The following is a 24705-nucleotide window of genomic DNA, read 5'->3' as shown; positions in this document are numbered from 1 at the left end:
CAGTTATTTTCGTTGGAAGAAGAAAATAAAAATAGAAAATACTACTGATCTATCTCACGATAACTCCGTCAACAAATAAAATAGGCACTTCTTCGACTCCGGTTTCGTTGATGGAATTTGCTGTGAAAACAAACTTTTTATCGTATAATTTTCCGTCCATGAAAAACGTAAGCATAAATTCGTTGTTTAATGCCAAAACACTTTTTTCAATCATTTCAACTTTCACAACAGAAACCTCGGGAATTTCAGCAAAAGCGTGACGCAAAAGCGATGTTTTTTTCATTTCACCGTCAATGGTACCAAAAGCTTTCGAAACTACCATGACACTTTCAATTAAGAAATCGCTGTCATTGACTAAATAAGCGTACCATACTTTTTCCATAAAATCGTCACTCCATTCTTGGACTGCCGCAAAAAATACGTTCTCTACTTCGGGGATGATGATGTCTTTTTTCATGTCATTTGGCAGAACGAAGCAACTCTTCATTCATTATTAATTATTGTTTCGTATTTAATCTAAATGTACTGTGAACCTAAAAGCTCTAGCCCAGATAGCAGTGGAAATCCTTTTTTGAGGCTTTTTACCTCAAAAAAGATTGTAACGAATAGCTGGAAATAGCTCCTAAAAACGCAAAAGTCAAAAATTGCTATGAGCTTGTTTTGTATCTAACAATGCCTAAATACTTGCTTTGAATTGCTCTAAGAATCGAATGTCATTTTCGTAAAACATTCGAATATCACCAATTTGATACAACAACATGGCGATTCTTTCGATTCCCATTCCAAAGGCAAAACCAGTAAATTCCTCGGGATTAATGTTGCAGTTTTTCAATACGTTAGGATCTACCATTCCACAACCACCAATTTCTAACCAGCCGGTTCCTTTGGTTATTCTATAGTCGGTTTCAGTTTTTAAACCCCAATAAATATCGATTTCAGCACTTGGTTCGGTAAACGGAAAATAAGAAGGACGCAAACGGATTTTTGATTTTCCAAACATCTCTTTGGTAAAATACAAAAGCGTTTGTTTTAAGTCGGCAAAAGAAACATCCTCGTCAATGTACAGTCCTTCCACTTGGTGAAAAATACAGTGCGAACGCGACGAAACAGCTTCATTACGAAAAACCCTTCCCGGAGAAATGGTACGAATCGGCGGTTTGTTATTTTCCATATAACGCACTTGCACGGATGAAGTGTGCGTACGTAGCAAAATATCAGGATTCGTTTGTATGAAAAACGTGTCTTGCATGTCACGTGCCGGATGGTATTCCGGAAGGTTTAACGCGGTGAAATTATGCCAATCGTCCTCAATTTCCGGACCTTCGGAAACATTGAAACCTATGGTAGAAAAAATGTCGATAATTTGGTTTTTTACCAATGAAATAGGGTGACGAGAGCCAATATTAACTGGTTCAGCTGAGCGGGTCAAATCCCCGTAAAAACCTTTACTTTCCTCTTTGCTTTCCAAAGCTTCTTGTATTGATTTTACTTTTTCTTCAGCAGAAGTTTTAAGCAGGTTAATTACTTGTCCGAATTCCTTTTTTTGATCGTTTGGAACATTTTTGAATTCGGCAAAAAGCGCTTTCAAAAGTCCTTTACTTCCTAAAAATTTGATGCGGAACGTTTCTAATTCTGCTGTGTTTTGCGTTGAAAAGGCTTGTGCTTCGCCAATATATTCTTTTATCTTATCTATCATTTTCCTTCCGTAATTGAGAGTGCAAATTTAAGAAAAAGTTTTTAGTTTTCAGTCTCCGTTTTCATTAGATTCGTTCTGAAAAGGGAGACTGAGACTGTAAACTACGAAATTACTTCCCGTTCCAGGAAATAATTCACAATGGCTTCTTTCATCAAAACCGATTGTTCTCCTGCTTTAAGTGGTGGCAATTCCTCTTTTACTTTGTAATGAGGCCATCCTTCTTCATCAAAAAATTCGAATTCATAAAAACCATACGGCTCTAATAAACGGCAAATCGCAATGTGCATCAGGTTTAATTTCTCGTCTTTTTTAAATTCTTTATGGACTTTACCAAGTTCCTGCACCCCAATTAGATAAATAATGGCGTCTAAATCCAAGTCCTCTCCTTGAGAAAATTGATTGGAAAGTATATTAACTAGCTGTTCCCAGCGTTCTTTAAGTTGTGTGTCTCTTGCCATTTTTTTGAATTATGAATTATGAGTTATGAAATTATAGCTCCTAAAATTATTTTGGCAAAGATAAGAACTTGAAAATTGGCAATGGTAAAGAACAATTCTTTTATATTTGCCTTTCTATTTACCAATGAATTATTATGGGATTTTTGGATATCATTTTGGGTGTACTGCTTGCTTTTGCTTTTTATAAAGGACTACAAAACGGACTTTTTGTTGAACTATCCTCCTTAGTTTCGCTTTTGGCGGGAATTTATATTGCTGTCAAATTTTCCTCCTACATGAGGGATATTTTAGTGGGCTTTGTCAAATGGAATCCCAATACAATCCAAATAGTGGCTTTTGTCCTTACTTTTATGATTGTGGTTGTTGTTGTGTCTATAATAGGAAAGTTCCTGACTGGAATAGCAGATTTTGCTTTTTTAGGTTGGTTGAATAAATTGGGCGGTGGTTTTTTTAGAGTGCTGAAAACAATTTTGATTATTAGTATCGTCTTTGCAGTTTTCGAAAAAATAAATTACAATCATATTTTAGCCAAAAAAGAAACTTTGGACAATTCTCTTTTTTACAATCCAATCCAAAAAATAGCGGGTTACATGTATCCTTCACTAAAGGAATGGTATAGTAGTTTGAAGAAAAAGTAAGCAGCTTTCAAACTAAATAGTAATACTGAATAGCAGAAACTAACCATTGAACACTATTATTTCACTTCCTTTATCGCACTACTTTCTATCCAGCCTGTGGTTCCATCCGTCAGTTGTATTTTTTTCCATTTTCCAATAGTTTCAAACACATAGACTTTGGTTCCTTCGTGAAGCGCAAATAACGGTTTTCCGCCATCTCTGGGTTCTGGTTTTACATTAGTCTTTTCAGCAAAAACTATGGCTGGTTTTTCAGTGTCAAAATGACTTTTCTCCATAATTGCAGCGGATAACGTGATAAGCATCATAAAAATTACCACAAACATTCCAAAGAAAAAAATCCGTTTAGAAAGCGTTTTTTGTGAAAAATAATATCCCAGAAATAACAATAAAAAAAATGTCGCCAGTCCGACAGAAACCCATCCCCAAGTGTTATAGTGGTAAATTCCCGTGAAATCGCGAAGTAATTTTCCAAAACCTACTTTTGGAATTACTTTAATCTCATCAATGGTTCTTTTTTGAGCGAATTTCAAGTTGTTTACACTTTCCTTATCATTTGGATTTAGTACTAATGCTTTTTCATAATTGTAAATTGAAGGCGCTATTTGATTCAATTTATAATACGCATTTCCTAAATTAAAATACAATTCTGAGGATTGCTTATTGTCTTTTAAAATACTTTCATAGGACGCCACAGCTTCAGTGTACTTTCCTTTTGCATAGTACGTATTCCCTTTTTCAAAGCCGTTTTGGGCAAAGAAAACCTGAGTTGAAAGTAAGAGTATGTATAATATGTTTTTCATAAAAATTTAAACACGAAGGTCACAAGGAAGTCGCAAAGACCACTATTTAAAGTGCTCCATTTATAACTCGTCTTACTCCTTCTTTTAGCAATTTTACATTAAAATTAATTAGCAATCCTAATCTGCAATCCGACAATCTCAAATACGTAAGTAATTGAGCCAAATGAACATCTGTCAAAGCTTCAACAGATTTTACCTCAACAATAAACTTATTTTCAATAATCATATCAATTCTGTAACCCACATCTAGTTTTACTTCTTCATAAATCAAAGGAAGCGCTTTCTGCTTTTCTACTTTTAAATTACTTTTTTTAAGTTCATAAAATAAGCATTCTTCGTAAGCGCTCTCCAAAAATCCAGGACCTAAAACCTTGTGTACTTTCAAAGCACTTTCGAATACAATTTTTGATATTTCGTTTTCAGTCATTTATTTTAAAAAATTAGCGTGCTCTGTGCCTTCTTTGTGCACTTTGTGGTTAAACAAATTCTTAAGCAATCTGTTTTTCTAATTCAGATATTATAAATACCGCTTTATCAAAATCCTGTTGTATTGTAACACTTGACGAAGGTGCATAACGAGCCACTTCACAATTTTCAGTAAGCGCAAGAAAATCATTTACCGCTTCTGGTTTTGCATTTCGGGATAACAATAATTCCTGAATATTATCCTTGCTCATTTCTGAAGTTTCAATGTGTAATTTCGCTTTTAGGAAATTATGCATCGCTTTTTCCAGCGCAATGTAAAACAGTTCTTTGTTGTTAATTTGTTTCTTCGCTTCTGATAAATATTTCTTGGCCAATTTGTTATTCATTCGGATTCTGTTTCCGGAAATATCACCATCCATGGCTTCTTTCTTCTTTTTGAATAACACAATTATTGGTACCAGTAAAAAAGGAAGCAATAACAATCCAATAAACAAATTCGATCCAAAGAAATCCTCTTTGTCAATGGTAACAAGATTGGTTTTTGACTTGATCGTTTTAAATTCCTCTACAGCTGCAATTTTATTCTTATTACCACCTGTTGCAGTAGAATCAGCCGGTGTAGGACCATCCAAAACATTAATCATAATCTGCGGAGAACGCAACGTTTTATAGCTTCCGGAGCTCAAATCAAAATAAGAAAACTGCATTGGTTTGACCGGATAATTCCCCCTGTATTGTGGAATTATTGCATAACTGTCTGACGATTTTCCAGCCATTCCAGAAAGTGGCGTGCTGATGTCTTCGCTGTGAACGGCATCGTACATTTCCAGTGCATTAGGCACTACGGGTTTTGGCAAACTGAATAGTTTTAAATTTCCTTTTCCGGTTACACTTACAACCAAATCCAAGCTTTCTCCATGTTTCAAATTAGTCTTTGATGGTGTAACTTTAAAATCAAAATCTCCAACCGCACCGCTAAAATCATCTGGTTTTCCTGACTCGGGTAATGGCTTAACGTTGATGATTTTGGCTCCAGCCGAAACTCGCTTAGTGGTTTGCGAAAGCATCATGCGACCAAACATATCCCTACGGTTTGTTGGTAATTCCACATCTACCGATAATGACAACGGCTCAATTTTAAGTCTGCCCGATTTTTGCGGATACAACACTACTTTTTTCAGCACTATAAACCTGAAATTCTGGCCTTTGAAAATTCCTTCTTCGGCAGCAAGTTGTTTGATTTCAATATTTTGACTCCAAAAATCATTGTATTTAGGTTTACTTGATTCCCCTAGATTTGAAATTCCAATGTTAGCGAAATACAACTTGTAAACAACCGTAATGGGTTCGTTTATGTATGGATTTGTTTTAGAAACATCAGCAACCAGATACAGGCTTTCATCCCCAGACATTTGAGTATCGTTTGGGTCTCTAGGCTGTTCCGTGGCAGTGGTCACAATGACTTTTACAGGTGCCGTTTTATAGATTTGACCGTTGTACTCGATAGCCGCCGGCTTAATTATGAATGTTCCTTTTTGATTGGGTACCAAAAAATAAGAGTACGCTTTTTCAAAAGAGCTTCTCCCGTTTACCCATGACTGACTCACCTGCTGACTGGGTCCGGCTATAATTTGAAAACCATCAAAAGACGGCTGCACAAAATTATCGCCATCTACATTCATCATAAAATCAATACGCAGTCTTTCATTCAAGCCCAGCGTAGTTTTGCTTACTCTGGCCTCAAACTGGACCTGAGCGCTAAGTGTGGTGCACACCAATAAAACAATCGCTGCTAAGTATTTTTTCATTTTCAAACTCTCTAATTGAATTACCAATCCTTTTCCGTTTTAACTGGTTTTCCTTTTACTTTTTGGGCATTCACTTTGTCCTGAACTTTCTTTTCCTCTTTGTTTACGGCGTCCAATAGATTTTCCAGCCGTTCCTTTGAGATTCCTCCTGGCGCAGGTTTTGGTTCTCCTTTGTCGTTGGGTTTCGGATCTTTATTTTGTTTGTCCTGATCGCCTTTTTCGTCTTTTTTATCTTTGTCTTTGTCGTCTTTTTTATCTTTTTCGCCGTCTTTCTTTTCGTCCTTTTTATCTTCTTTCTTATCCTGATCTTTTTTCTCGTCTTTTTTCTTATCGTCTTTTGGTGGATTGTCTTTCAGCATTTTTTTTGCCAAAGCATAATTATAACGGGTTTCCTCATCAGTTGGATCATTACGCAATGCGTTTTTATACGCTTCTACCGCTTGTGTATAATCTTTTTCAATCATGAACACATTTCCAAGATTATGAAAAGCACGGTGTTTCTGAGGTCTTGTTTTTGAATTTTTTAACGCTTTAGAATACGCAAACTTGGCTTCGGAGGATTGTTTTTGCTTGTAAATACTGTTTCCAAGATTAAAAGGCGCAGCGGCTTTGTTAGGAAATTTTGAATCTGAAATTCGGTAATTGGCTTCAGCTTCCACGAATTTATTATCCGCATAATCTTGGTTTGCTTTGGGCAAAATTCGATCTTTTTGTTGCGCATGCAATCCGGCTGTACCCGAAAAAGCAACGATTAAAAAGGCAATTATGATAATTTTAAATCTTTTCATTTATTGTATCTATATGTCCAGAAGGCTTTGAAACCTTTTAGAAATAATTATTTATTCTCGTTAAATAAATTCAATTTTTTAACCCAACTTGTTTTTCTTTCCAACAGGAAAACGTCCACAAATAACAGCAAAAAAGCAAAACCTAAGAACCATTGAAATTGTGATTGAAAATCCGCCATTTCGGTCGCTTCAAATTCGGTTTTTTGAATATTATCTAATGCATTCTTTACATATTCAAGCACTTCTTTAGTATTATTGCCATTTACATAACCTCCTTTTGTGGCTTTAGCAATGGCTGTCAAACTTTCTGGAACCAATTTCGTTATAACCACTTCATTGTTATTGTCTTTCTTAAAACCTTCGATAATTCCATTTCTTTTCAATGGAATTGTACCTCCTTTTTCAGTTCCAACACCAATTGTAATAATTTTAATTCCTAACTTATTGGCTTCTTCGGCGGCTTCCTCTGCACCTTCATTATGGTCTTCACCATCCGAAATCATGATCAATAGCTTACTCGTTTTTTTATCGTCAAAATAGGTTGACGATAATTTGATTGCTTCGTTGAACGATGTTCCTACGGAGGAAACCATATCAGTATTCATGCTTTGCAAAAACATTTTTGCAACGCTGTAATCAGTAGTGATGGGTAATACCGGGAAAGCGCTTCCAGCGTACGCCACAATTCCTATTCTGTCGCTTCCTAACTGGTTGATGATTTGCGAAACAATCTGCTTGCTTTTGTCCAATCGGTTTGGGGCTATGTCTTCAGCTAGCATACTTTTGGAGACATCCACTGCAAAAACAATGTCGATTCCTTCTCTCTTAACGGTTTCCATTTTGGTACCAATTTTTGGATTTACCAAACCGAGAATTAAACCCAGCAATGCTAAAATCAGTACTGACACTTTCAAAACGGGTTTAAAAACTGAACTTTCAGGACTCAGCTTTTTTACCATTTCTAAATCTCCAAACTCGCGTTGTTTTTTTCTTTTCCAATATAAATTGAACAGAAAAATCAACACCACTAAAGGCAGTATTAAGAGGAGATATAAATATTTTTTTTCGTCTAATTCCATTTTTAATTTTAGATTTATGAATTTCGATCTTAGATTTTTACTCTAAATCAAAATTCTAAACTTGGTCATTCCAGTTCCAATATTCCAGTTCTTACTCCCTTTCCTTCGGGAGCGCTGGAGTGGGGATTTTATATAAAGCTTCTAAAAACAGTATTCCTTAACCCTACTTCCAGCAATAATAAAAAACCGGCAAACCAAATAAAAGGTCTGAATTTTTCATCATAATCATAGAATTTTAATTCTTCGATTTCAGTAGTTTCCAGCTTATTTATTGTTGCATAAATTTCGGCTAATTTACTATTGCTCGTTGCTCTAAAATATTTTCCACCAGTATGATTAGCAATTTTTTTCATCATTTGCTCATCAATCTCCACTTTCATCATTTGGAAAAGAAATTTTCCGTTTGGTGCAATAGCATACGGAAACATGGCCATTCCGTTTGTTCCTATTCCTATTGTATATACTTTTATTCCGTATTCTTTTGCAATATCCGAAGCAGTATCTGGTTCAATAAACCCTGCATTATTCACCCCGTCAGTCATCAGGATAACCACTTTGCTCTTTGCCTGACTGTCTTTCAATCTGTTGACAGCGGTTGCCAATCCCATTCCTATTCCAGTTCCGTCTACTAAAACATTATCGTATTTTATACTTCTGATCGCATCAAATATAACTGCTTTATCACTGGTTACCGGCGCTTTTGTATACGCTTCAGAGGCATATACCACTAATCCAATCCTGTCATTTGGTCGTTCTTCAACAAAATCTGCAGCTATTCTTTTCAGTGCTTGCATTCGGTCTGGTTTTAAATCTTTGGCAAGCATACTTCCGGAAACGTCTATTGCCATTACGATATCAATTCCTTTCGTCGTTTTAGTTTTATTACTTACATCGACCGTTCTTGGACGTGCCATGGCTACAATCAAAGAACATAAAGCCAACACCCGAAGCACATTTAACATCGGTTTTAACTTTGTCAAATACGATTTATTGTCTTTAAATCCTTCTAACGAACTTATTTTTAATGTGGCGGATTGATGGTTCTTTTTTCGCATAAACCAGACAATTACAACTGGAATCAGCAAAAACAACCAAAAAAATTCCTGGTTTAAAAAAGTTATTTTCTCCATTATTTACTCGCTTGTTTTAATTCGACAGCATTCAAAACGCGTTCTGATATTGCACTGCCATACTTGTCCCCCTCTTCATGAAAAAGTAAAATCTGTTGCAATCCGCCTTCTTGACTGAACAATATTGCTTCATAATACATTTTCGCAGTGGTCTTACTGTCGCTATCAACTTGTGAGAAGGTTCCGTACGCTTTTAATCCTTTGATTCCCTCTTTAGTTTCAAAATCTTCCTGTTTTACAATCATGTTTTGAGCACCTTGCGCTTCGAGTGATTGCAAAGCTCCATCCATAGATTTAGCCAAATCGATTTGCGTCTCCTGTTTAAATTTCAACGTAGAAACCATCACATAAAAACGGTCCAAAACACTTCCATACGCAAAGGATTGCATTTCTTTAATCAAAGCCATTCCGTTTTTAGGAAGTGTTTTAGTCAAATCCACTCTCTTGAGCACTTTTGGTGTTTCTATGATAATTCCCGGATTTCCGTATTCGCTTTTTACCCATTCGCCTTCCAATAATTCTTTGGTAGGATGACCAATAATGTTGTCTTTTACATAGTCAAACCCTTTGGTAACGATGAAAAAAGTAGTGGTCGCTGCCAACAAAAAAACAACCGAAGCCACCGCAGTCACGATGCGTTTGTTCTTTTGTTTGCGCAATTGAATTTGGATTTGTTTTTGTCTTTGCGCTTCATTCAACAGCATATCTTCCTCAACTGGTACTTCCACAGGAATCGAATTGTCTAATGTCAGAATTGCTTTTTGAATTTTATTTCGGTCTTCTGTGATTTCAAAATCCAATGGTTTTGATTTGGCGAATTTTACTAAATCGGCTTGTTTTAAAACACGCTCCAGATTTTCGATTATTTCCTGAGAAAGCGTCATTTTCTTTTTGACAGAAGCAGCCCTAAGTCCCTGAATCAATTCCGAAGTTGTGCTTTCCATAGCCGGAATTTCTATTGCCTCTTCAATATAATTTCTCGCAATATCCGTCAATTCACTATAGTAGGCTTTAACTTCTCCTTTTTGCCAAAGTTCTTTTTTCTCTAAAGTATCCAGCAAACTAGTCGCTTTCTCGATTGGCGTCTTGAAAATTTCTTCCTGTAATTTCTTTTCTTGACGCTTTTTAATAAACCAATAAATAAATGCTCCAATACCCACAATCAATGCAGCAATCAGTAGGTATTTCCACCAGTCTCCAATCGGGTTATCTGCTGGAGCAATATCTTTAATGTCGAACATTTTTTGTTTCAAAGTATCTACCTGAACATTTGCCACTTCAACCAAAAGTGAATCCGTCATAAACGGTTTGCTGTTGATAAAAATCTTGATACTTGGAACTACATATCTACCAGAATCAAATTGGGTTAAACCGTATTTTTTGATTAATTCATAACGACCGTCCATTTTTACAGTATCAATAGGATATGACTGAATCACCTCTAAAGCGCCTAAGTTTTTTAATTTCGGGAAAATTACTTTAGAAGAAGTATCAACAGTAGTTTTTATGGATAGTTTAAATTCCGCGCCAATTTTATTTTTAATCGTGTCAATACTTGTGACTACTTGCTTTTGTTGTGCAAAAACAGCCGTAGAAAGCAGCAATAATAGTAGGTAAAGTCTAATTTTCATTTTTTATCTAGTTAACCCTGTCAGGGTTTAAAACTCTGGTAGGGCTAGGTTTCGTTTTATCTCGATTTAAAATAGCTCAACAATTTCGTCACATAACTTTCGTCAACCCTTGTGTTTACAACACCTGAACCTGATTTACTGAATGTCTCTTTAAAATAGTTTACTTTGTCGCGGTACTGTTTTTCATAATTCATTCGAACTGCTTTCGAACCGGTATTTATCAATTCTATTGCTCCGGTTTCGGCATCAAGCATGGAAACCATCCCCATATCCGGCATTTTTTCTTCTCGAATGTCGTACACGCGAATCCCCGTTATATCGTGTTTTTTGGAGGCTATTTTTAATGTTTGCTCGTACTCTTCCGACATGAAATCAGAAATGACAAACACAATCGCTTTCTTTTTTTGGGTTCCCGATAAAAATTTTAAGGCTTGAGCAATATCTGTTTTACGGCTTTTCGGCTGAAACTCTATCAATTCCCGAATGATTCTCAATACGTGTGATCTTCCCTTTTTTGGCGGAATGTACAATTCAATTTCATCTGAAAACAAAATCAGACCTATTTTATCATTGTTTTGGGTCGCCGAAAAGGCCATCGTTGCGGCAATCTCCGTAACAATATCTTTTTTGAATTGATTTTTCGAACCAAAACTTTCTGAACCCGAAATATCAACCATCAACATCATGGTCAACTCACGTTCTTCCTCAAAAACTTTTACGTGCGCTTCATTGTAGCGTGCGGTTACATTCCAATCAATTGCACGAATATCATCTCCGTACTGGTATTGACGCACTTCGCTAAACGTCATTCCACGCCCTTTGAAAGACGTATGATACTCTCCCGAAAAAATGTGATCGCTCAATCTTCGGGTTTTAATTTCTATTTTTCGTACTTTTTTTAAGAGGTCTTTTGTTTCCATTTTTTTCTTGCCACAAAGGCGCAAAGGCAAAAAGTTTTATTTAATTCATAAGTCATTAATGCGTTCTAAGTGAAAACTGATCACTGAAAACTGACTTATGGCACTTCTACTTCGTTTACAATTTTGTTAATGATGTCTACTGAAGTAATATTTTCGGCTTCCGCTTCGTAAGTAACTCCAATTCTATGACGCAACACATCGTGAACTACCGCACGAACATCTTCAGGAATTACATAGCCGCGACGTTTAATAAAGGCGTAACATTTTGCGGCCGTCGCCAAATTGATACTTCCACGCGGTGACGCTCCAAAACTGATTAATGGTTTTAAATCAGCCAATTTATATTTCTCTGGATAACGCGTGGCAAAAATGATATCAAGTATGTATTTTTCTATTTTTTCATCCATATAAACCTCACGAACTGCTTCTTGAGCACGTAAAATTTGTTCTACCGAAACCACTGCATTTACTTTTTCGTAACTTCCTTTCAAGTTCTGGCGAATCACTAAACGCTCATCTTCCATTTTTGGGTAATCGATCACCGTTTTTAGCATGAAACGATCGACCTGCGCTTCAGGTAATTGGTAAGTTCCTTCTTGTTCAATTGGATTTTGAGTAGCCAAAACCAAGAATGGTCGGTCTAATTTAAAAGTGGTATCGCCTATAGTAACTTGCTTTTCCTGCATCGCTTCCAATAATGCCGATTGCACTTTGGCAGGAGCACGATTAATCTCATCGGCAAGGACAAAATTAGCGAAAATTGGTCCTTTTTTTATCGAAAATTCATTAGCCTTAATGTTGTAAATCATTGTTCCTACAACATCGGCTGGCAATAAATCTGGCGTAAACTGTATTCTGCTGAAAGATCCCTGAACGGCTTGTGAAAGAGTATTTATTGCTAAAGTTTTTGCTAATCCGGGAACTCCTTCTAATAAAATATGGCCCTGACCCAAAAGTCCAATTAATAAACGCTCCACCATGTGCTTTTGACCCACAATAACCTTGTTCATTTCCATCGTGAGAAGGTCTATAAATGCACTCTCTCTTTCAATTTTTTCGTTAATTGCTCTGATATCTAAAGTCGATGTATTTTCTTCCATTTTATTATTTTTTAAACCTTGAATTTAATGCCTTCGTTTTGAAGGTGCAAATTGAATTTTTTTTTAGAAGTAAGATGTTAATAAATGGTTAAAACTTCGACAAAAACTCTAATTTTAAGGACGAATTATGATACAATTTTTATATTTTTAAGAACTTTGAAAAATATACTTTGAAATAGTAGAATTATGAATATCATTAAAAAATAAAAACCATGAATAAAACAAAATTATCCCCTGTTGTAGCGGGTGTCATGAATTGGGGAATTTGGGATAAAAATCTCAACACCAAAGAAATGGAAAACATGATTAACGTATGTTTGGAGAACAAAATTACTACTTTTGATCATGCCGATATATATGGGGATTACACGACCGAAGCTGATTTTGGAAAAGCATTTGCTTCGGGTAAAATTGCCAGAGAAAAAATGCAATTAATATCAAAATGCGGCATCCAAATGGTAACGGAAAACCGTAATAATACCATAAAACATTACGAATATTCAAAAGAGTACATTATCTGGTCTGTTGAAAATTCCTTAAAAAATCTACAAACGGATTATCTGGATGTTCTTTTATTACACAGACCAAGTCCATTGATGCAGGCTGATGAAATTGCCGAAGCGGTTTTAAAACTAAAATCAGATGGTAAAATTAATGATTTTGGACTTTCTAATTTCACGGCTACACAAACCGAATTGATTCGACAAAAAACAGAAGTTTTGTACAATCAAGTCCAATTTTCGGCAACAAATTTTGAGCCTATGGTCGATGGAAGTTTTGATTACATGCAAGCCAACAAAATTCGTCCTATGTCCTGGAATCCGCTGGGATCTGTTTTTAGAAAAGATATTCCACAAACCAGACGATTGAAAAAATTACTGGCGACTTTAGTTTCAAAATACCATTTGGGGTCGGATTCCATTTTACTTTCTTGGATTTTAAAACATCCGGCACAAGTAATTCCAATTGCGGGAACGGTGAATGTGGCCCGAATTCAATCACTGATGAAAGCTGTTGAATTAGAATTAGACCAAGAGGATTGGTTTGCTATTTGGGCAGAAAGCATGGGAAATAATGTAGCCTAAATTAGTGTTCCGTTCAGAAACTTTAGAATATAAAATATAAAAAAATCATGACTAAAACAGCCTTAGTGACTGGAGCTACCAGCGGAATTGGTAAAGCAACAGCGCAAATATTAGCTCAAAATAACTATAAAATTATTCTTTGCGGACGCCGCGAAGACCGATTAAATGATCTTAAAAAAGAACTTTCGGAATTTACAGAAGTGCATACTTTAACCTTTGATGTTCGGGATAAAAAAGCGGTTTTTGAAAACATCAACTCCATACCGGAAGCCTTTGCTACAATCGATGTTTTAATTAACAATGCCGGAAATGCGCATGGTTTAGATCCAATTCAAAACGGGGATTTAGACGATTGGGACTCCATGATTGACATTAATGTCAAAGGGCTTTTATATGTTTCAAAAGCCATAATTCCGCAAATGATTGAACGAAAATCAGGTCATATTATCAACATTGGATCCATCGCCGGAAAAGAAGTATATCCAAACGGAAACGTTTATTGCGCCTCCAAACATGCCGTTGACGCCTTAAACCAAGCCATGCGAATGGATTTGAATCCTTACGGAATTCGCGTTGGTGCCATTAATCCTGGTGCGGTAGAAACTGAATTTAGCGAAGTGCGTTTCAAGGGTGATGCAGACAGAGCCGCCAATGTTTACAAAGGTTTTGAGCCATTACATCCAGAAGATATCGCTGATATTATTCACTTTGTAATTTCCAGACCGTATCATGTAAATATTGCCGATTTGATGGTGTTGCCAACAGCACAAGCCGCAGCGACTATTTTAAAAAGAGATTAATTTTCACCATTAATTATTATTTATTTTTATTATTCCTTATAAAATACTGAAATATGTCGAATTACAATTCTTTTGAGGAAATGGCAATTTATCAATTAGCTAGAGAACAAAGCAATCATGTTTGGCATTTAATTCAAAACACCACTCTTGGTCAAGATTATAAATTGAAAGATCAAATCAATGGTTCTTCCGGATCAGTTATGGATAATATTGCGGAGGGTTTTGGCCGAGGAGGAAACAAAGAATTTATTACTTTTCTGAGTTATTCAAGAGGTTCATGCTGTGAAACAAAAGCACAACTGCAAAGAACCTTCGACAGAAAACATATCAACGAAGAAAATTATTTGGAGTTAACTTTGAAATCTCAAAATATAATCGACCAAATTTCAAAATTCATGAATTTTTTAAAAAGTTCTGATAGAAAAGGTTCAAAATATGACTAATAACTGTGACTTAAAAACAATAAAAAATAGAAATAAATAATAATTAATTGCAAATGATCAACAAACGCATTCTTATCAAGAACCTGCTCGCTCACAATGATGAGAGTAGTTTTTATGACAAAAAGCGTCAGTTGAATTTGCATACACGAGAAGGCAAAGCCAAGTTCCTTAAACACATTTGCGCACTGTCCAATTCAAATCCTGCGAACAATTCCTATATTGTTGTAGGTGTCGAAGATCAAGACAATATTATTGTGGGCGATGATTTTTTTGACGACAGCAGGATTCAGAATTTAGTGAATGCTTATCTGGAAAATCCTCCGAAAATTCAGTACGAAAACGTACCTTTCCCAAATTTACCAAAAGATAAAGTTATCGGACTGGTAACGGTCAAGCCAAAAAGCAAAACTTCCCATTTCAAAAAAGGAATTTACACAATTCCTGCCAACAGTGTTTTTATCCGAAGAGGCAGTAACACAATGCCGATTGAAGGCGAAATTGAAAAAAATTACCAAAACACAGAAACCGTAATCGGTATAGAAAACAACTCTCGAAACAGCATCGAAAACACACTTGATGGCGTGATTGATTTCATGAATTTTCGCCACAAGGATATGGCGCCAAAATATAAAGTGTTTAAAGAATTATTTGTTATTTGCTGGGCAGGTGTTGCAAAAAAATCGCGTGACAAAACCTATTTATCGCGTGTCGATATTGAATTGATAAACGAACAAATAAAGCTGTTTTATTCGGCTCAGGATGTGGTCGAAATTACTTTTGATGATGATACTTTTACCATTATTGAATATGTTCCTTTAGGTTTGAACGACAAAACCAGCTATTATCCTTTAGAAAAACAGACCATTCATTTTCATGATAATGGCTACTACAAAATTGAAAGAGAGATTCTTTTTCAGCCGCCAGAATTCAACAAAAAAATGCTTTTTCACATTTACAATACCAATATTGCTTTGCTAAAAAAACTCCAGAAAGGACTTTCGTTAACCGAAAGAGAGCATAAAGATTTAGAAAACCTGCCTTCCACCTTCATGATTTGTTACCTGAACAGTTTTGAAGAAGCCAAACAAAAACTGATTGATGCAAAAGTACTTTTGAAACCTTTTAATCAAGTGTATTTATCGTTTAAAGAAGCGTTGCGGATTTTGAGAAAGATGAAATATGATATGCAGTAAATGCCCTATTTTAGATATATCATTCGCTAAGAAATCCCATTAAATAAGTATTAATTTCTCTTTTTTGTTTTTTACTCCCTCTATCATTCATGTCATTGTGAATGGTATTGGCGAGTTTAATGATTTTTATTCCAAACTTTTCCTGCTCTGCAATAGTAGGCAAAACTCCTTCATCTGCAGGCTGGTCGCTCGAACGAAGCGAGTAGATTTTAGGCTGAGAAGTTCTTGGTAATTCCATTCTGCGGTTGTCTAAAGAAATTATTTTATTAACCAAATCTGGATACTTCTGGACAAACAAAACTGTAATATCACCTCCGTTTGAATGTCCAATTAAATTTACATGTTTGAAGTCTAATTCTGGTTTTATTTTTTTCAATTCGTTTAAAACGAAGAGAATGTTCTCTGTTCCCCTTTCCCAATTTGATCGTCGTACAACTCGAGGTATCCCTGCCAAAGGCAACAAATCATCCGTTGGTAATTCATGCTGAATACTGACTACATAATAGCCTTTAGACGCTAATTTTTTCGTTAAATATGAATACGATTTATTTGCGCCGGGTTTATTTTCTCCATAACCATGACTGACAATTACCAATTGTTGATTTCTAATTTTATCTTTTACAATCGAATTATAAAACGCGACCGGAATTAATCTGTTTCTGGAACTGTCCAAAAAGTTGGCACTATCTGACTTGACTTCAAATTTCTGATTATTGACTTTAGCATTTGTTACGTTTTTATTGGACATACAACTTAACAAAAGCAAACAAACGAGTATTTGTAGGTATGTTTTCATATAAATTTCGAGCGCATATCTAATTGCACTAATAGTTTTGACACAAATTTATCGATTTATAATTCTATATAAAAGCCAACAATTCTTTTAAAAATTGACAAATCATTTTGGCCAACAGTAACGATAATGCAAGTAATGTACTCATTTGAAAAAAATTTAATTATTTGTAAAACTAATCTGAAAAACTAAATAAAACAATCACCTAAAACCGTGATATTTCAATTTTATTTTAAAATACAAATTCTTTAATTTTTTTAAAATAAATAAACCAAAAAAGCTTCGTTCATCACTCTTTTACTTAATTTTATAACTTGAAAAATAGTATTCATTTTCTGCTATTTTTGTATTAATAAAAGAAAAAAAGTCCATGAGAACACTTGTTATAGGCGATATCCACGGTGGTTTGCGAGCATTGCGCCAAATTATGGAAAGAGCTAACGTTACTAAAAAAGACACCCTTGTTTTTCTGGGAGATTACGTTGATGGCTGGAGTCAATCTCCTCAGGTACTTGATTTTATCATTGATTTAAAAACCAAACAAAACTGCATTTGCATCCGCGGAAACCACGATGATTTATTGTTGGAATGGCTTGACGAAAGCAAAGACAATCTCTTGTGGTACAAACACGGCGGGGAAGCAACGGTATTGGCCTACGAATCCGTTAATGAAGAAACAAAGCAAAAGCACATTGAATTCCTAAAATCGCTGGAAAATTTTTATCTGGATGAGCAACGTCGTCTGTTTGTTCATGCTGGTTTTACTAATATGAATGGTGTTGATTTCGAATATTTCCCGGGACTTTTCTATTGGGACAGAACCTTGTGGGAAACTGCATTGGCATTAGACACAAAAATGAAAGTGGAGCACCCGTTTTATCCAAAACGTTTTACTTTGTACGAAGAAATCTACATCGGTCACACGCCCGTCACCCGAATAGGTGAAACGACTCCCGTTCAAAAAGCAAATGTTTGGAACGTAGATACCGGAGCGGCTTTCAAAGGACCATTGAGCATTATGGATGTTGATACCAAAGAATTCTGGCAAAGCGAACCTTTGGACCAATTGTATTTTGACGAGAAAGGAAGAAATTAGATGTCCTATTTTTTTTAACCTGTGTTAAAAAGTGATCTATTACTGTTACATTAACACTTGTACGAGCTTTAAAAAATAAAAAAAGATCGTCTAGTCAAATATATTTGTCTGGGCACTTTGGATTTTATTATTGCTGAAGAAAAGGTTTTATTTTTTTTCGATGTGTACGTCGGGTTAGATTACATCACAAAGATTGTTGTGTTTTTTTTAATAAGTTTCCAAGGAATTTGTAATACTAAAAAAGGCAATTTGAAATATTCAAATTGCCTTTTTTAGTATATTATATTTTGGTCCTACAAATCAAATTTTATTCCTTGCGCCAATGGCAATTGGGTTCCGTAATTGATCGTGTTAGTTTGTCTTCTCATGTAGGCTTTCCATGCATCAGAACCGGATTCACGTCCGCCACCGGTTTCTTTTTCACCACCAAAAGCACCACCAATTTCTGCTCCGGAAGTACCAATATTTACATTGGCAATTCCACAATCAGAACCTGATTGAGAAAGAAACAATTCCATTTCTCTCATGCTGTTTGTAAAAATAGAAGAAGAAAGTCCTTGTGGAACTCCGTTTTGCAACGCAATCGCTTCTTCAATCGTGCTGTATTTCATTACATATAAAATAGGAGCAAAAGTTTCTGTTTGAACGATATCAAAATGATTTTCAGCCTCAATGATACATGGTCTTACATAACAACCACTTTCATATCCTTCGCCTTCAACCAATCCGCCTGCAACGATGATTTTTCCGCCTTCTTTTTTGGCAGTTTCAATCGCATTCAAATAATCCTGAACAGCTCCTTTATCGATAAGCGGTCCAACGTGATTATTTTCATCCAATGGATTTCCAATTTGCAGCTGACCGTAGGCATTTTTCAGTACACTGATAGTTTTATCATACACACTTTCGTGAATAATTAAACGTCTGGTTGATGTACAACGTTGTCCTGCTGTTCCTACCGCTCCAAAAACGGCTCCAACCAATACCATACTGATATCCGCATGTTCCGAAACGATAATCGCATTGTTTCCTCCTAATTCAAGGATGGTATTTCCAAAACGTTCTGCAACGGTTTTTGATACATGACGCCCAATTCTTGTTGATCCTGTAAAAGAAACTAACGAAATTCTTTTGTCATTGTTGATTAAATCTCCTGATTCGTTTCCTGTGACTAAACAACTAACGCCTTCGGGAACGTTATTTCTTTTTAAAACTGTTTTGATAATATTTTGACAAGCAATTCCACATAAAGGTACTTTTGAACTTGGTTTCCAAATCGCAACATCACCACAAACCCACGCAATCATTGCGTTCCAACTCCAAACAGCTACCGGAAAGTTAAATGCTGAAATGATTCCAACAGTTCCTATTGGGTGGTATTGCTCATACATTCTGTGCAAAGGTCTTTCAGAATGCATTGTTAATCCATACAATTGACGGGATAATCCCACCGCAAAATCACAGATATCAATCATTTCCTGTACTTCACCATATCCTTCTTGAAGACTTTTTCCCATTTCATAAGAGACCAGCTTTCCAAGAGGCTCTTTGAATTTTCTTAATTCATCTCCCATCTGACGAACAATATCTCCTCTTTTAGGAGCTGGAACCATACGCCATTCCAGAAACGCTTCTGAAGCTTTTCGCATCGCTTTTTCGTAATCCTCTTTAGAAGATGTTTTTACTTTTCCAATTAAAGTGCCATCTGCTGGTGAATAACTTTCGATGATTTTTCCGTTGGCAAAATTAGCTGCTCCAGTTGATGTTCCTTCATTTATCTCCTCAATCCCTAATTGCTTAAGGGCGTCTTTGATTCCGAATTGATCTGCTATTGTTATCATTGTAACTTTTTTATTAAAAATTGTTATATTTTTTTACAAATATATTGATTTAACGTGAAATAGTAAACATTGCTACTTTTATTTTACGCTTTTTAGCCACGATACATGTGGCATCCTTTTGTGGTCTCGTTTTTTTTACGAGACCGCAAAAGATAGAACGGATAGCGGACACGAGCGAAGCGAACTGACGAAGTACTTAGCTCCTAAAACCGATATAAATTCAGCATTGAATTATTTTTTAGCAACAAATCTTGGGTCGGTTTCCATTATAGTCCCGCATTTTTCGCAGGTTCTCAAGTGTTCTGAATTATAGAAATATTCAAAATGAGGTAGAAAATCGTTCTCAATATTATGAAGTTCAAAATATACTTCATGAAGCTTATGATTGCAATTATCACAAAACCAAAGCAAACCATCTGTAAATCCTTGTCCGGCTCTTTTTCGTTCAATGACAAGTCCTATAGAACCTTCGGAACGAACTGGAGAATGCGGAATTTTAGCGGGATGAAGGTACATATCACCGGGATGTAATTCCATTTCTTTTCGCTCACCGTCTTCTTGAATAATTACTTTTATGGAGCCTTCAAGTTGGTAAAACAATTCTTCGGTTTCATTGTAATGATAGTCTTTTCGGGCGTTTGGACCGGCAACAACCATAACGATATAATCCCCGGATTCTGTGTATAAATTCTTGTTGCCAACGGGCGGTTTGAGCAGATGACGGTTTTCGTCAATCCATTTATTGAGGTTGAAAGGTTTCGCTATTGCCATGATTTTTATTTTAAATGTAAAGTTATGAAATAATAAATCGTTATTTTTTTTCCTTGATTAAATAAATATAGACGGGGAAATGGTCGCTAAATCCTATTTCGGTGGTGGAATGCCGTAACGGATATCCTTTGTATTGTCCACTGGTTTGTATCAAGAATGACTTATTGTAAATTCCTGCTTTCCAATACCGAAAACTCGTATAATCCGTTTGAAGTAAAGTTTCGGAAACCATTATTTGATCAAAAATATCCCAAGCATCTCGAAATGCAATGGTTCCAAATCCTTTTTTAGCCATTTCTTCAAATGGATTGTAAATCCCGAACGGAAGCACATCTGCCTTTTTTGCTTTGGCGCCAAGCCCAAATTTAACACTTTTATTATACGGTCCATCATTCAAATCGCCCAAAACAATCACTTTTGAATCAGGATTTATCCGTTGCAAAGAGTCTATTATTTTTCGGTTTAATGCTCCAGCGGCTTCACGGAACGGACTTGATTTCTTCTCCCCGCCAGAACGCGAAGGCCAGTGATTGACAATGATGTTAATTTCCTCGCCATCGAGAAATCCAGTTACCAGAAGCTGATCACGGGTGTAAACCCGATAATTTTTGGTGCTTATTTGCAACTCATCATCTGTTTTTTCTTCAGAATTGGCTTTAGTATTTTCATTCGTAATAGTTCCTTCTTTATAAATGTACAACGGAATATTATTGTAACTCGTGGGCTGAAATTTTTTTTTCTGATACAACAGCGCCACATCGATTCCTCTTTTGTCAGGCGAATCAAAATGGATAATTCCGTAATCTTTCTCGATTAGTTTGGGCTGTTTCACTAAATCTTCCAAAACGCCCCGGTTTTCTATTTCGCATCCGCCAATGAATGTAGGTGAATCAGTATTTTCACTAGAACCTATCTCCGATAAAACTCGGGCTAAGTTCCCCAGTTTCTTTTCGTATTTATCGTACGTCCAACGCTGCAAACCAGTTGGAGTCCACTCTTCATCAAAAGTATCCGGATCGTTAATGGTGTCAAAAAGGTTTTCAAAATTATAAAAAGCAACGGTGTGAATGATGTATTTTTTTTCTTGCGCATTTGATTTTGCAATTGCAAAAAATAAAAATAAAAGAAGAATCCAGTGCACAATTCTCATAAGCATCATTTGTTTACCGCCGTTGATTTGATCCCATATTGAATCTTGTTATTGTAAAAATAGTCATTTGAGGTGAATTTATAATTGTTTTCTAATTGTCTATCTTTGTTTTTGTCATTTAAAGATTTCCAAGTTAATTTTTTTTACAACAGTAATTCCGCATGAACAAAAACCGATTCCCTTTTAAAAAACAACATCCTGTTTTATATCAATTTCTATTGCTTATTTTTGTTTTACAATCTTTCCACAGTCAAGCCCAATACAATATGATTACACCGCCTAGTTTACAAAAAGGAGATACCGTAGCTATTTTGGCAACAGCCAGAAAAAATACAGATGACAACTTGAAACCCGCTATTAATTTATTGAAAAGTTGGGGCCTGGAAGTGGTTATAGGCAGCACAATAGGTTTAGACAACGACCAATTAGCCGGCACTGATGAGCAGCGTGCCGCCGATTTTCAGCAACAACTGGACAATCCAAACATCAAAGCCATTTGGTGCGTTAAGGGTGGATATGGAACCGTACGAATGATCGATTTACTGGATTTTACTGCGTTCAAAAAAAATCCAAAATGGATTGTTGGTTTCAGTGATGTGACCGTTTTACACAATCATTTGAATACAATGGGTTACAAATCCATTCATGGAATCATGCCAATAACCGTTCCTAGAGCAACTCCAGAAGCCATAGAAACCATGCGAATTGCATTGTTTGGCGAAAAACTCTCGTACGAAATTGATCCTTTCCTGATGAATAGACCCGGAAAAGCTACCGGAGAATTAGTGGGTGGAAATTTATCGATTTTATACAGTTTGTTTGGTTCACCCTCCGCGATTGATTGTGCTGATAAAATCTTGTTTATAGAAGATTTAGATGAATATTTATACCACATTGACCGCATGATGATGAATTTAAAACGAAATGGATGTCTGGAAAGCATCAAAGGAATTGTTGTAGGTTCCATGACAAAAATGAAAGATAATGATATTCCTTGGGGGAAAAACTCGATAGAAATCATCGAGGATGTTACCAAAAAATACAATATTCCTATCTTGTATAATTTTCCTGCCGGCCATATTCAAGATAATAGAGCCTTAATTTTAGGAAACAATGTGACGATTAATGTCACTGAAAAATGCAGTACGCTGATTTTTGAATAAAAAAATCCTGACTCCTTCTCACTCTAAAAGTGGAAGAAATTAAACAGAAGCAGACTGAGAATAATTGTTGTTATACTGAAAATCGTTTTGGATTTTTGATTGCATATTAACGTCTCGAAGCGTCGGGATTGATTGCATAAGTTTACAAACTGAATACTGCAACTGAACACTGAACACTTTTTTTATGGCGGAACACAACGAACTCGGCAAACTTGGAGAAGAACTGGCAGTCGAATTTCTACGGAAAGACGGCTACATTATTTTGCAAACCAATTGGACCTTTCAAAAAGCTGAAATAGATATTCTCGCCCAAAAAGGGAACACACTTGCTGTTGTTGAAGTCAAAACACGTTCCTCATTAGAATTTGGATCGCCACAAGATTTTGTAAAACCAAAAAAAATTCAGCTTCTTGTCAAAGCAGTAGACGCATTTGTAAATGAAAGAAATTTAGATATTGAAGTCCGTTTTGACATTATCGCTGTCCATAAAGAAGGGAAATCTTTTGTAATTGAGCATCTTATAGATGCTTTTTATTACTTTTAGTTGTTTTTTCTTGTTGTTATATTTGTAACAAAATGTTTTTTATTTATATTTGCACATTATTTTCACACTAACTACGCGTAAAATAACAACACACTAAAAAATTACATCATGAAAACTGTTTCTTCCATTGTAGAAAATTACATCAAAACAAAGCCTTTTTTGCTGAATGCATTATCATTAGGCATCATCAATCTGACCTCATTATCGCGAAACATAATGACCGAACTGGAAAGTGAATTTGGCAAGGAAGTAAAACAAGGTGCGGTTGTTATGGCTTTAAAAAGACTAACAGAAGAACTGGATTTCAGGTTAAATCACAAGATAAATAAAGTCATCAAAAATATTGGGGAAATCACCGTTCGTTCGGCCCTGACTGATTATACCTTTGCTGCGTCCGACACTGTTTTGAACAAACAAGCCGATTTAATTACGGATATCAATTCTCTTCCAGATATTTTTTACACTTCATCCAGAGGCGTAAATGAAACCAACATTGTGGTTAGTAACAGCATCAATAATTTGGTTGATAAGCATTTTGCCAATGAAAAATTGATTCAAAAACTAGATAATTTGGCTTCGATTACCGTAAAATTACCGAAAGAAAATATTGTCGTTCCTGGAATTTACTATTTCATCTTTCAACGTTTGGCTTGGGAGGGAATTATTATTAATGAAGTAATTTCGACTTCAAACGAGTTCACGATTTTAGTAAGCGAAGCGCAAGTAGATGTGGCTTTTAAAGTCATTAAGGACTTGAAGAATTAGATTGGTTTTCTAATATTTCGGTTTTTGTTTAGTTCCTCTAAAATTAATTATTTCAATGCTTGATTTTTTATAATCTACTCGATAAACCAAGTAGTTATTTTTATCTACTGTTGCTTTGTGAAGATTTTTACAGGTTTCAGATTTTGGATATAAGTCAGGGAAAAGACTAATCTGATTGGTAACTTGGTTGATGTTTTCTTCCAATTGCAAAATTTCTCTAAAAGTCCATTGTGCCGCCAAATATTCAATAACCACCGCCAAACCCTTTATCGGCTTGTGGCGTCCATTTGATCTTTAACGCCATTTAGAAAATCTATTCATTACGGTTTCATGACTAATAAATTCGTCGTTTTCTGCTTGTTTTAAACCGATTTCAATTTCCTGTTTTTCTTCTGAATTCAAATCAGTGAACCACTCTTTTTTACTAGTTTTTAAAATAATTTCAAGTTTTTCCAATAAACTTTCGTCTATCGTAGTCAACTCTTGAATAAAATTATATTTTCTAATGGCTAAATTCATAACTTAAAATTTTAGTTTAACAAAGTTATTTCTTTTGATTGTGTTAAAAAAACAAACCCTAAAATTTA

27 protein-coding genes are annotated in these 24705 nt (G+C 35.5%); 9 read left to right on the top strand and 18 right to left on the bottom strand.

What is annotated here, in order from left to right; all coding sequences use genetic code 11:
- Positions 1-49: 49 nt before the first annotated feature.
- The 3 genes from ACP7AV_RS02725 to ACP7AV_RS02715 form a co-directional block, all read right to left on the bottom strand.
- Complete coding sequence (locus ACP7AV_RS02725; protein WP_426090661.1) at positions 50-457, bottom strand: hypothetical protein; 408 nt, start codon at positions 455-457, stop codon at positions 50-52.
- A gap of 219 nt (positions 458-676) precedes the next feature.
- Positions 677-1696 carry a phenylalanine--tRNA ligase subunit alpha gene (gene pheS / locus ACP7AV_RS02720; protein WP_426090660.1) on the bottom strand — a complete coding sequence of 340 codons (1020 nt, stop codon included), beginning with the start codon at positions 1694-1696 and terminating at the stop codon, positions 677-679.
- A 101-nt stretch (positions 1697-1797) separates the two neighbouring features.
- Entirely contained in the window at positions 1798-2154 is a 357-nt protein-coding gene (locus tag ACP7AV_RS02715) for a hypothetical protein (RefSeq protein ID WP_426062360.1), read from the bottom strand.
- 134 nt (positions 2155-2288) lie between these two features.
- On the opposite strand from ACP7AV_RS02715, the gene ACP7AV_RS02710 reads away from it, so the two are divergent.
- Positions 2289-2792, top strand: a complete 504-nt coding sequence (locus ACP7AV_RS02710; protein WP_426090659.1) for a CvpA family protein — start codon at positions 2289-2291, stop codon at positions 2790-2792.
- A gap of 56 nt (positions 2793-2848) precedes the next feature.
- On the opposite strand, the gene ACP7AV_RS02705 is transcribed toward ACP7AV_RS02710, so the two are convergent.
- From ACP7AV_RS02705 to ACP7AV_RS02665, 9 genes are all read right to left on the bottom strand, one after another.
- Positions 2849-3592, bottom strand: coding sequence for a tetratricopeptide repeat protein (locus ACP7AV_RS02705; RefSeq protein WP_426090658.1), 744 nt, complete (start codon positions 3590-3592; stop codon positions 2849-2851).
- Between the two features lie 46 nt (positions 3593-3638).
- Positions 3639-4019: a GxxExxY protein gene (locus ACP7AV_RS02700; protein ID WP_426090657.1), complete on the bottom strand. Its 381-nt coding sequence runs from the start codon at positions 4017-4019 to the stop codon at positions 3639-3641.
- A gap of 61 nt (positions 4020-4080) precedes the next feature.
- Positions 4081-5826: a BatD family protein gene (locus tag ACP7AV_RS02695; protein WP_426090656.1), complete on the bottom strand. Its 1746-nt coding sequence runs from the start codon at positions 5824-5826 to the stop codon at positions 4081-4083.
- 20 nt (positions 5827-5846) lie between these two features.
- Positions 5847-6614: a tetratricopeptide repeat protein gene (locus ACP7AV_RS02690; RefSeq protein WP_426090655.1), complete on the bottom strand. Its 768-nt coding sequence runs from the start codon at positions 6612-6614 to the stop codon at positions 5847-5849.
- A 47-nt stretch (positions 6615-6661) separates the two neighbouring features.
- Positions 6662-7693, bottom strand: coding sequence for a VWA domain-containing protein (locus ACP7AV_RS02685; RefSeq protein ID WP_091203443.1), 1032 nt, complete (start codon positions 7691-7693; stop codon positions 6662-6664).
- Positions 7694-7821: 128 nt separating this feature from the next.
- Positions 7822-8823: a vWA domain-containing protein gene (locus ACP7AV_RS02680; RefSeq protein ID WP_426090654.1), complete on the bottom strand. Its 1002-nt coding sequence runs from the start codon at positions 8821-8823 to the stop codon at positions 7822-7824.
- Positions 8823-10454, bottom strand: coding sequence for a hypothetical protein (locus ACP7AV_RS02675; RefSeq protein ID WP_426090653.1), 1632 nt, complete (start codon positions 10452-10454; stop codon positions 8823-8825). The genes ACP7AV_RS02680 and ACP7AV_RS02675 overlap by 1 nt, the downstream gene beginning before the upstream one ends.
- Before the next feature lie 56 nt (positions 10455-10510).
- On the bottom strand, positions 10511-11374 hold the full coding sequence (locus ACP7AV_RS02670; protein WP_426090652.1) for a DUF58 domain-containing protein: 864 nt from the start codon (positions 11372-11374) through the stop codon (positions 10511-10513).
- A gap of 95 nt (positions 11375-11469) precedes the next feature.
- Entirely contained in the window at positions 11470-12474 is a 1005-nt protein-coding gene (locus ACP7AV_RS02665) for an AAA family ATPase (RefSeq protein ID WP_131908066.1), read from the bottom strand.
- Between the two features lie 212 nt (positions 12475-12686).
- On the opposite strand from ACP7AV_RS02665, the gene ACP7AV_RS02660 reads away from it, so the two are divergent.
- Genes ACP7AV_RS02660 through ACP7AV_RS02645 form a run of 4 tightly spaced genes read left to right on the top strand, consistent with a single transcriptional unit; the run spans position 12687 to position 15995 of the window.
- On the top strand, positions 12687-13559 hold the full coding sequence (locus tag ACP7AV_RS02660) for an aldo/keto reductase (protein ID WP_426062366.1): 873 nt from the start codon (positions 12687-12689) through the stop codon (positions 13557-13559).
- 47 nt (positions 13560-13606) lie between these two features.
- Positions 13607-14359 carry an SDR family NAD(P)-dependent oxidoreductase gene (locus ACP7AV_RS02655; protein ID WP_426090651.1) on the top strand — a complete coding sequence of 251 codons (753 nt, stop codon included), beginning with the start codon at positions 13607-13609 and terminating at the stop codon, positions 14357-14359.
- A gap of 53 nt (positions 14360-14412) precedes the next feature.
- Positions 14413-14802 (top strand): four helix bundle protein, encoded by a 390-nt coding sequence (locus tag ACP7AV_RS02650; RefSeq protein WP_426062368.1) that lies wholly within the window; start codon positions 14413-14415, stop codon positions 14800-14802.
- Between the two features lie 53 nt (positions 14803-14855).
- Positions 14856-15995, top strand: coding sequence for an ATP-binding protein (locus ACP7AV_RS02645; RefSeq protein WP_426090650.1), 1140 nt, complete (start codon positions 14856-14858; stop codon positions 15993-15995).
- Positions 15996-16014: 19 nt separating this feature from the next.
- Here ACP7AV_RS02645 and ACP7AV_RS02640 read toward each other — a convergent pair whose 3' ends face one another.
- Positions 16015-16791 carry an alpha/beta fold hydrolase gene (locus ACP7AV_RS02640; RefSeq protein WP_426090649.1) on the bottom strand — a complete coding sequence of 259 codons (777 nt, stop codon included), beginning with the start codon at positions 16789-16791 and terminating at the stop codon, positions 16015-16017.
- Positions 16792-17158: 367 nt separating this feature from the next.
- Here ACP7AV_RS02640 and ACP7AV_RS02635 point away from each other — a divergent pair, with 367 nt between their 5' ends.
- On the top strand, positions 17159-17884 hold the full coding sequence (locus ACP7AV_RS02635) for a metallophosphoesterase family protein (RefSeq protein ID WP_426090648.1): 726 nt from the start codon (positions 17159-17161) through the stop codon (positions 17882-17884).
- Positions 17885-18177: 293 nt separating this feature from the next.
- Here the strand turns inward: ACP7AV_RS02635 and ACP7AV_RS02630 are convergent, their stop codons facing one another.
- From ACP7AV_RS02630 to ACP7AV_RS02620, 3 genes are all read right to left on the bottom strand, one after another.
- On the bottom strand, positions 18178-19725 hold the full coding sequence (locus ACP7AV_RS02630) for an aldehyde dehydrogenase family protein (protein WP_426062372.1): 1548 nt from the start codon (positions 19723-19725) through the stop codon (positions 18178-18180).
- A gap of 231 nt (positions 19726-19956) precedes the next feature.
- Entirely contained in the window at positions 19957-20496 is a 540-nt protein-coding gene (locus ACP7AV_RS02625) for a 3-hydroxyanthranilate 3,4-dioxygenase (RefSeq protein ID WP_426090647.1), read from the bottom strand.
- A gap of 40 nt (positions 20497-20536) precedes the next feature.
- On the bottom strand, positions 20537-21646 hold the full coding sequence (locus tag ACP7AV_RS02620; RefSeq protein ID WP_426090646.1) for an endonuclease/exonuclease/phosphatase family protein: 1110 nt from the start codon (positions 21644-21646) through the stop codon (positions 20537-20539).
- Positions 21647-21912: 266 nt separating this feature from the next.
- Here ACP7AV_RS02620 and ACP7AV_RS02615 point away from each other — a divergent pair, with 266 nt between their 5' ends.
- The 3 genes from ACP7AV_RS02615 to ACP7AV_RS02605 all read left to right on the top strand — a co-directional run bounded on the left by ACP7AV_RS02615 (position 21913) and on the right by ACP7AV_RS02605 (position 24118).
- Positions 21913-22809: a S66 peptidase family protein gene (locus tag ACP7AV_RS02615; protein WP_426090796.1), complete on the top strand. Its 897-nt coding sequence runs from the start codon at positions 21913-21915 to the stop codon at positions 22807-22809.
- 184 nt (positions 22810-22993) lie between these two features.
- Entirely contained in the window at positions 22994-23353 is a 360-nt protein-coding gene (locus tag ACP7AV_RS02610) for a YraN family protein (RefSeq protein ID WP_426090645.1), read from the top strand.
- Between the two features lie 108 nt (positions 23354-23461).
- Positions 23462-24118, top strand: a complete 657-nt coding sequence (locus ACP7AV_RS02605) for an aspartate kinase (protein WP_426062376.1) — start codon at positions 23462-23464, stop codon at positions 24116-24118.
- Between the two features lie 9 nt (positions 24119-24127).
- Here ACP7AV_RS02605 and ACP7AV_RS02600 read toward each other — a convergent pair whose 3' ends face one another.
- Both ACP7AV_RS02600 and ACP7AV_RS02595 read right to left on the bottom strand, forming a co-directional pair.
- On the bottom strand, positions 24128-24373 hold the full coding sequence (locus tag ACP7AV_RS02600) for a type II toxin-antitoxin system RelE/ParE family toxin (RefSeq protein ID WP_426090644.1): 246 nt from the start codon (positions 24371-24373) through the stop codon (positions 24128-24130).
- Positions 24374-24412: 39 nt separating this feature from the next.
- The gene (locus ACP7AV_RS02595) at positions 24413-24637 is read right to left on the bottom strand and encodes a hypothetical protein (RefSeq protein WP_426090643.1); all 225 of its coding nucleotides are present in this window, start codon (positions 24635-24637) and stop codon (positions 24413-24415) included.
- Positions 24638-24705 lie beyond the last annotated feature (68 nt).

Origin of the sequence: Flavobacterium sp. DSR3-2 (genome assembly GCF_049896525.1) — a bacterium.
Lineage (GTDB): Bacteria > Bacteroidota > Bacteroidia > Flavobacteriales > Flavobacteriaceae > Flavobacterium.
Note: the sequence above shows the minus strand (reverse complement) of the source record. Positions and strands in the feature narration are given on the sequence as shown.

What these genes read in the sequence shown, in the direction of transcription:
- ACP7AV_RS02710 (WP_426090659.1), top strand. Translation starts at nt 2,289, where the DNA reads ATGGGATTTTTGGATATCATTTTGGGTGTACTGCTTGCTTTTGCTTTT.
- ACP7AV_RS02635 (WP_426090648.1), top strand. Translation starts at nt 17,159, where the DNA reads ATGAGAACACTTGTTATAGGCGATATCCACGGTGGTTTGCGAGCATTG.
- ACP7AV_RS02650 (WP_426062368.1), top strand. Translation starts at nt 14,413, where the DNA reads ATGTCGAATTACAATTCTTTTGAGGAAATGGCAATTTATCAATTAGCT.
- ACP7AV_RS02625 (WP_426090647.1), bottom strand. Translation starts at nt 20,496, where the DNA reads ATGGCAATAGCGAAACCTTTCAACCTCAATAAATGGATTGACGAAAAC.
- ACP7AV_RS02715 (WP_426062360.1), bottom strand. Translation starts at nt 2,154, where the DNA reads ATGGCAAGAGACACACAACTTAAAGAACGCTGGGAACAGCTAGTTAAT.
- ACP7AV_RS02630 (WP_426062372.1), bottom strand. Translation starts at nt 19,725, where the DNA reads ATGATAACAATAGCAGATCAATTCGGAATCAAAGACGCCCTTAAGCAA.
- ACP7AV_RS02645 (WP_426090650.1), top strand. Translation starts at nt 14,856, where the DNA reads ATGATCAACAAACGCATTCTTATCAAGAACCTGCTCGCTCACAATGAT.
- ACP7AV_RS02610 (WP_426090645.1), top strand. Translation starts at nt 22,994, where the DNA reads ATGGCGGAACACAACGAACTCGGCAAACTTGGAGAAGAACTGGCAGTC.
- ACP7AV_RS02670 (WP_426090652.1), bottom strand. Translation starts at nt 11,374, where the DNA reads ATGGAAACAAAAGACCTCTTAAAAAAAGTACGAAAAATAGAAATTAAA.
- ACP7AV_RS02655 (WP_426090651.1), top strand. Translation starts at nt 13,607, where the DNA reads ATGACTAAAACAGCCTTAGTGACTGGAGCTACCAGCGGAATTGGTAAA.
- ACP7AV_RS02660 (WP_426062366.1), top strand. Translation starts at nt 12,687, where the DNA reads ATGAATAAAACAAAATTATCCCCTGTTGTAGCGGGTGTCATGAATTGG.
- ACP7AV_RS02725 (WP_426090661.1), bottom strand. Translation starts at nt 457, where the DNA reads ATGAAAAAAGACATCATCATCCCCGAAGTAGAGAACGTATTTTTTGCG.
- pheS (WP_426090660.1), bottom strand. Translation starts at nt 1,696, where the DNA reads ATGATAGATAAGATAAAAGAATATATTGGCGAAGCACAAGCCTTTTCA.
- ACP7AV_RS02695 (WP_426090656.1), bottom strand. Translation starts at nt 5,826, where the DNA reads ATGAAAAAATACTTAGCAGCGATTGTTTTATTGGTGTGCACCACACTT.
- ACP7AV_RS02680 (WP_426090654.1), bottom strand. Translation starts at nt 8,823, where the DNA reads ATGGAGAAAATAACTTTTTTAAACCAGGAATTTTTTTGGTTGTTTTTG.
- ACP7AV_RS02700 (WP_426090657.1), bottom strand. Translation starts at nt 4,019, where the DNA reads ATGACTGAAAACGAAATATCAAAAATTGTATTCGAAAGTGCTTTGAAA.
- ACP7AV_RS02690 (WP_426090655.1), bottom strand. Translation starts at nt 6,614, where the DNA reads ATGAAAAGATTTAAAATTATCATAATTGCCTTTTTAATCGTTGCTTTT.
- ACP7AV_RS02615 (WP_426090796.1), top strand. Translation starts at nt 21,913, where the DNA reads ATGATTACACCGCCTAGTTTACAAAAAGGAGATACCGTAGCTATTTTG.
- ACP7AV_RS02605 (WP_426062376.1), top strand. Translation starts at nt 23,462, where the DNA reads ATGAAAACTGTTTCTTCCATTGTAGAAAATTACATCAAAACAAAGCCT.
- ACP7AV_RS02640 (WP_426090649.1), bottom strand. Translation starts at nt 16,791, where the DNA reads ATGAAAACATACCTACAAATACTCGTTTGTTTGCTTTTGTTAAGTTGT.
- ACP7AV_RS02595 (WP_426090643.1), bottom strand. Translation starts at nt 24,637, where the DNA reads ATGAATTTAGCCATTAGAAAATATAATTTTATTCAAGAGTTGACTACG.
- ACP7AV_RS02685 (WP_091203443.1), bottom strand. Translation starts at nt 7,693, where the DNA reads ATGGAATTAGACGAAAAAAAATATTTATATCTCCTCTTAATACTGCCT.
- ACP7AV_RS02665 (WP_131908066.1), bottom strand. Translation starts at nt 12,474, where the DNA reads ATGGAAGAAAATACATCGACTTTAGATATCAGAGCAATTAACGAAAAA.
- ACP7AV_RS02705 (WP_426090658.1), bottom strand. Translation starts at nt 3,592, where the DNA reads ATGAAAAACATATTATACATACTCTTACTTTCAACTCAGGTTTTCTTT.
- ACP7AV_RS02675 (WP_426090653.1), bottom strand. Translation starts at nt 10,454, where the DNA reads ATGAAAATTAGACTTTACCTACTATTATTGCTGCTTTCTACGGCTGTT.
- ACP7AV_RS02620 (WP_426090646.1), bottom strand. Translation starts at nt 21,646, where the DNA reads ATGAGAATTGTGCACTGGATTCTTCTTTTATTTTTATTTTTTGCAATT.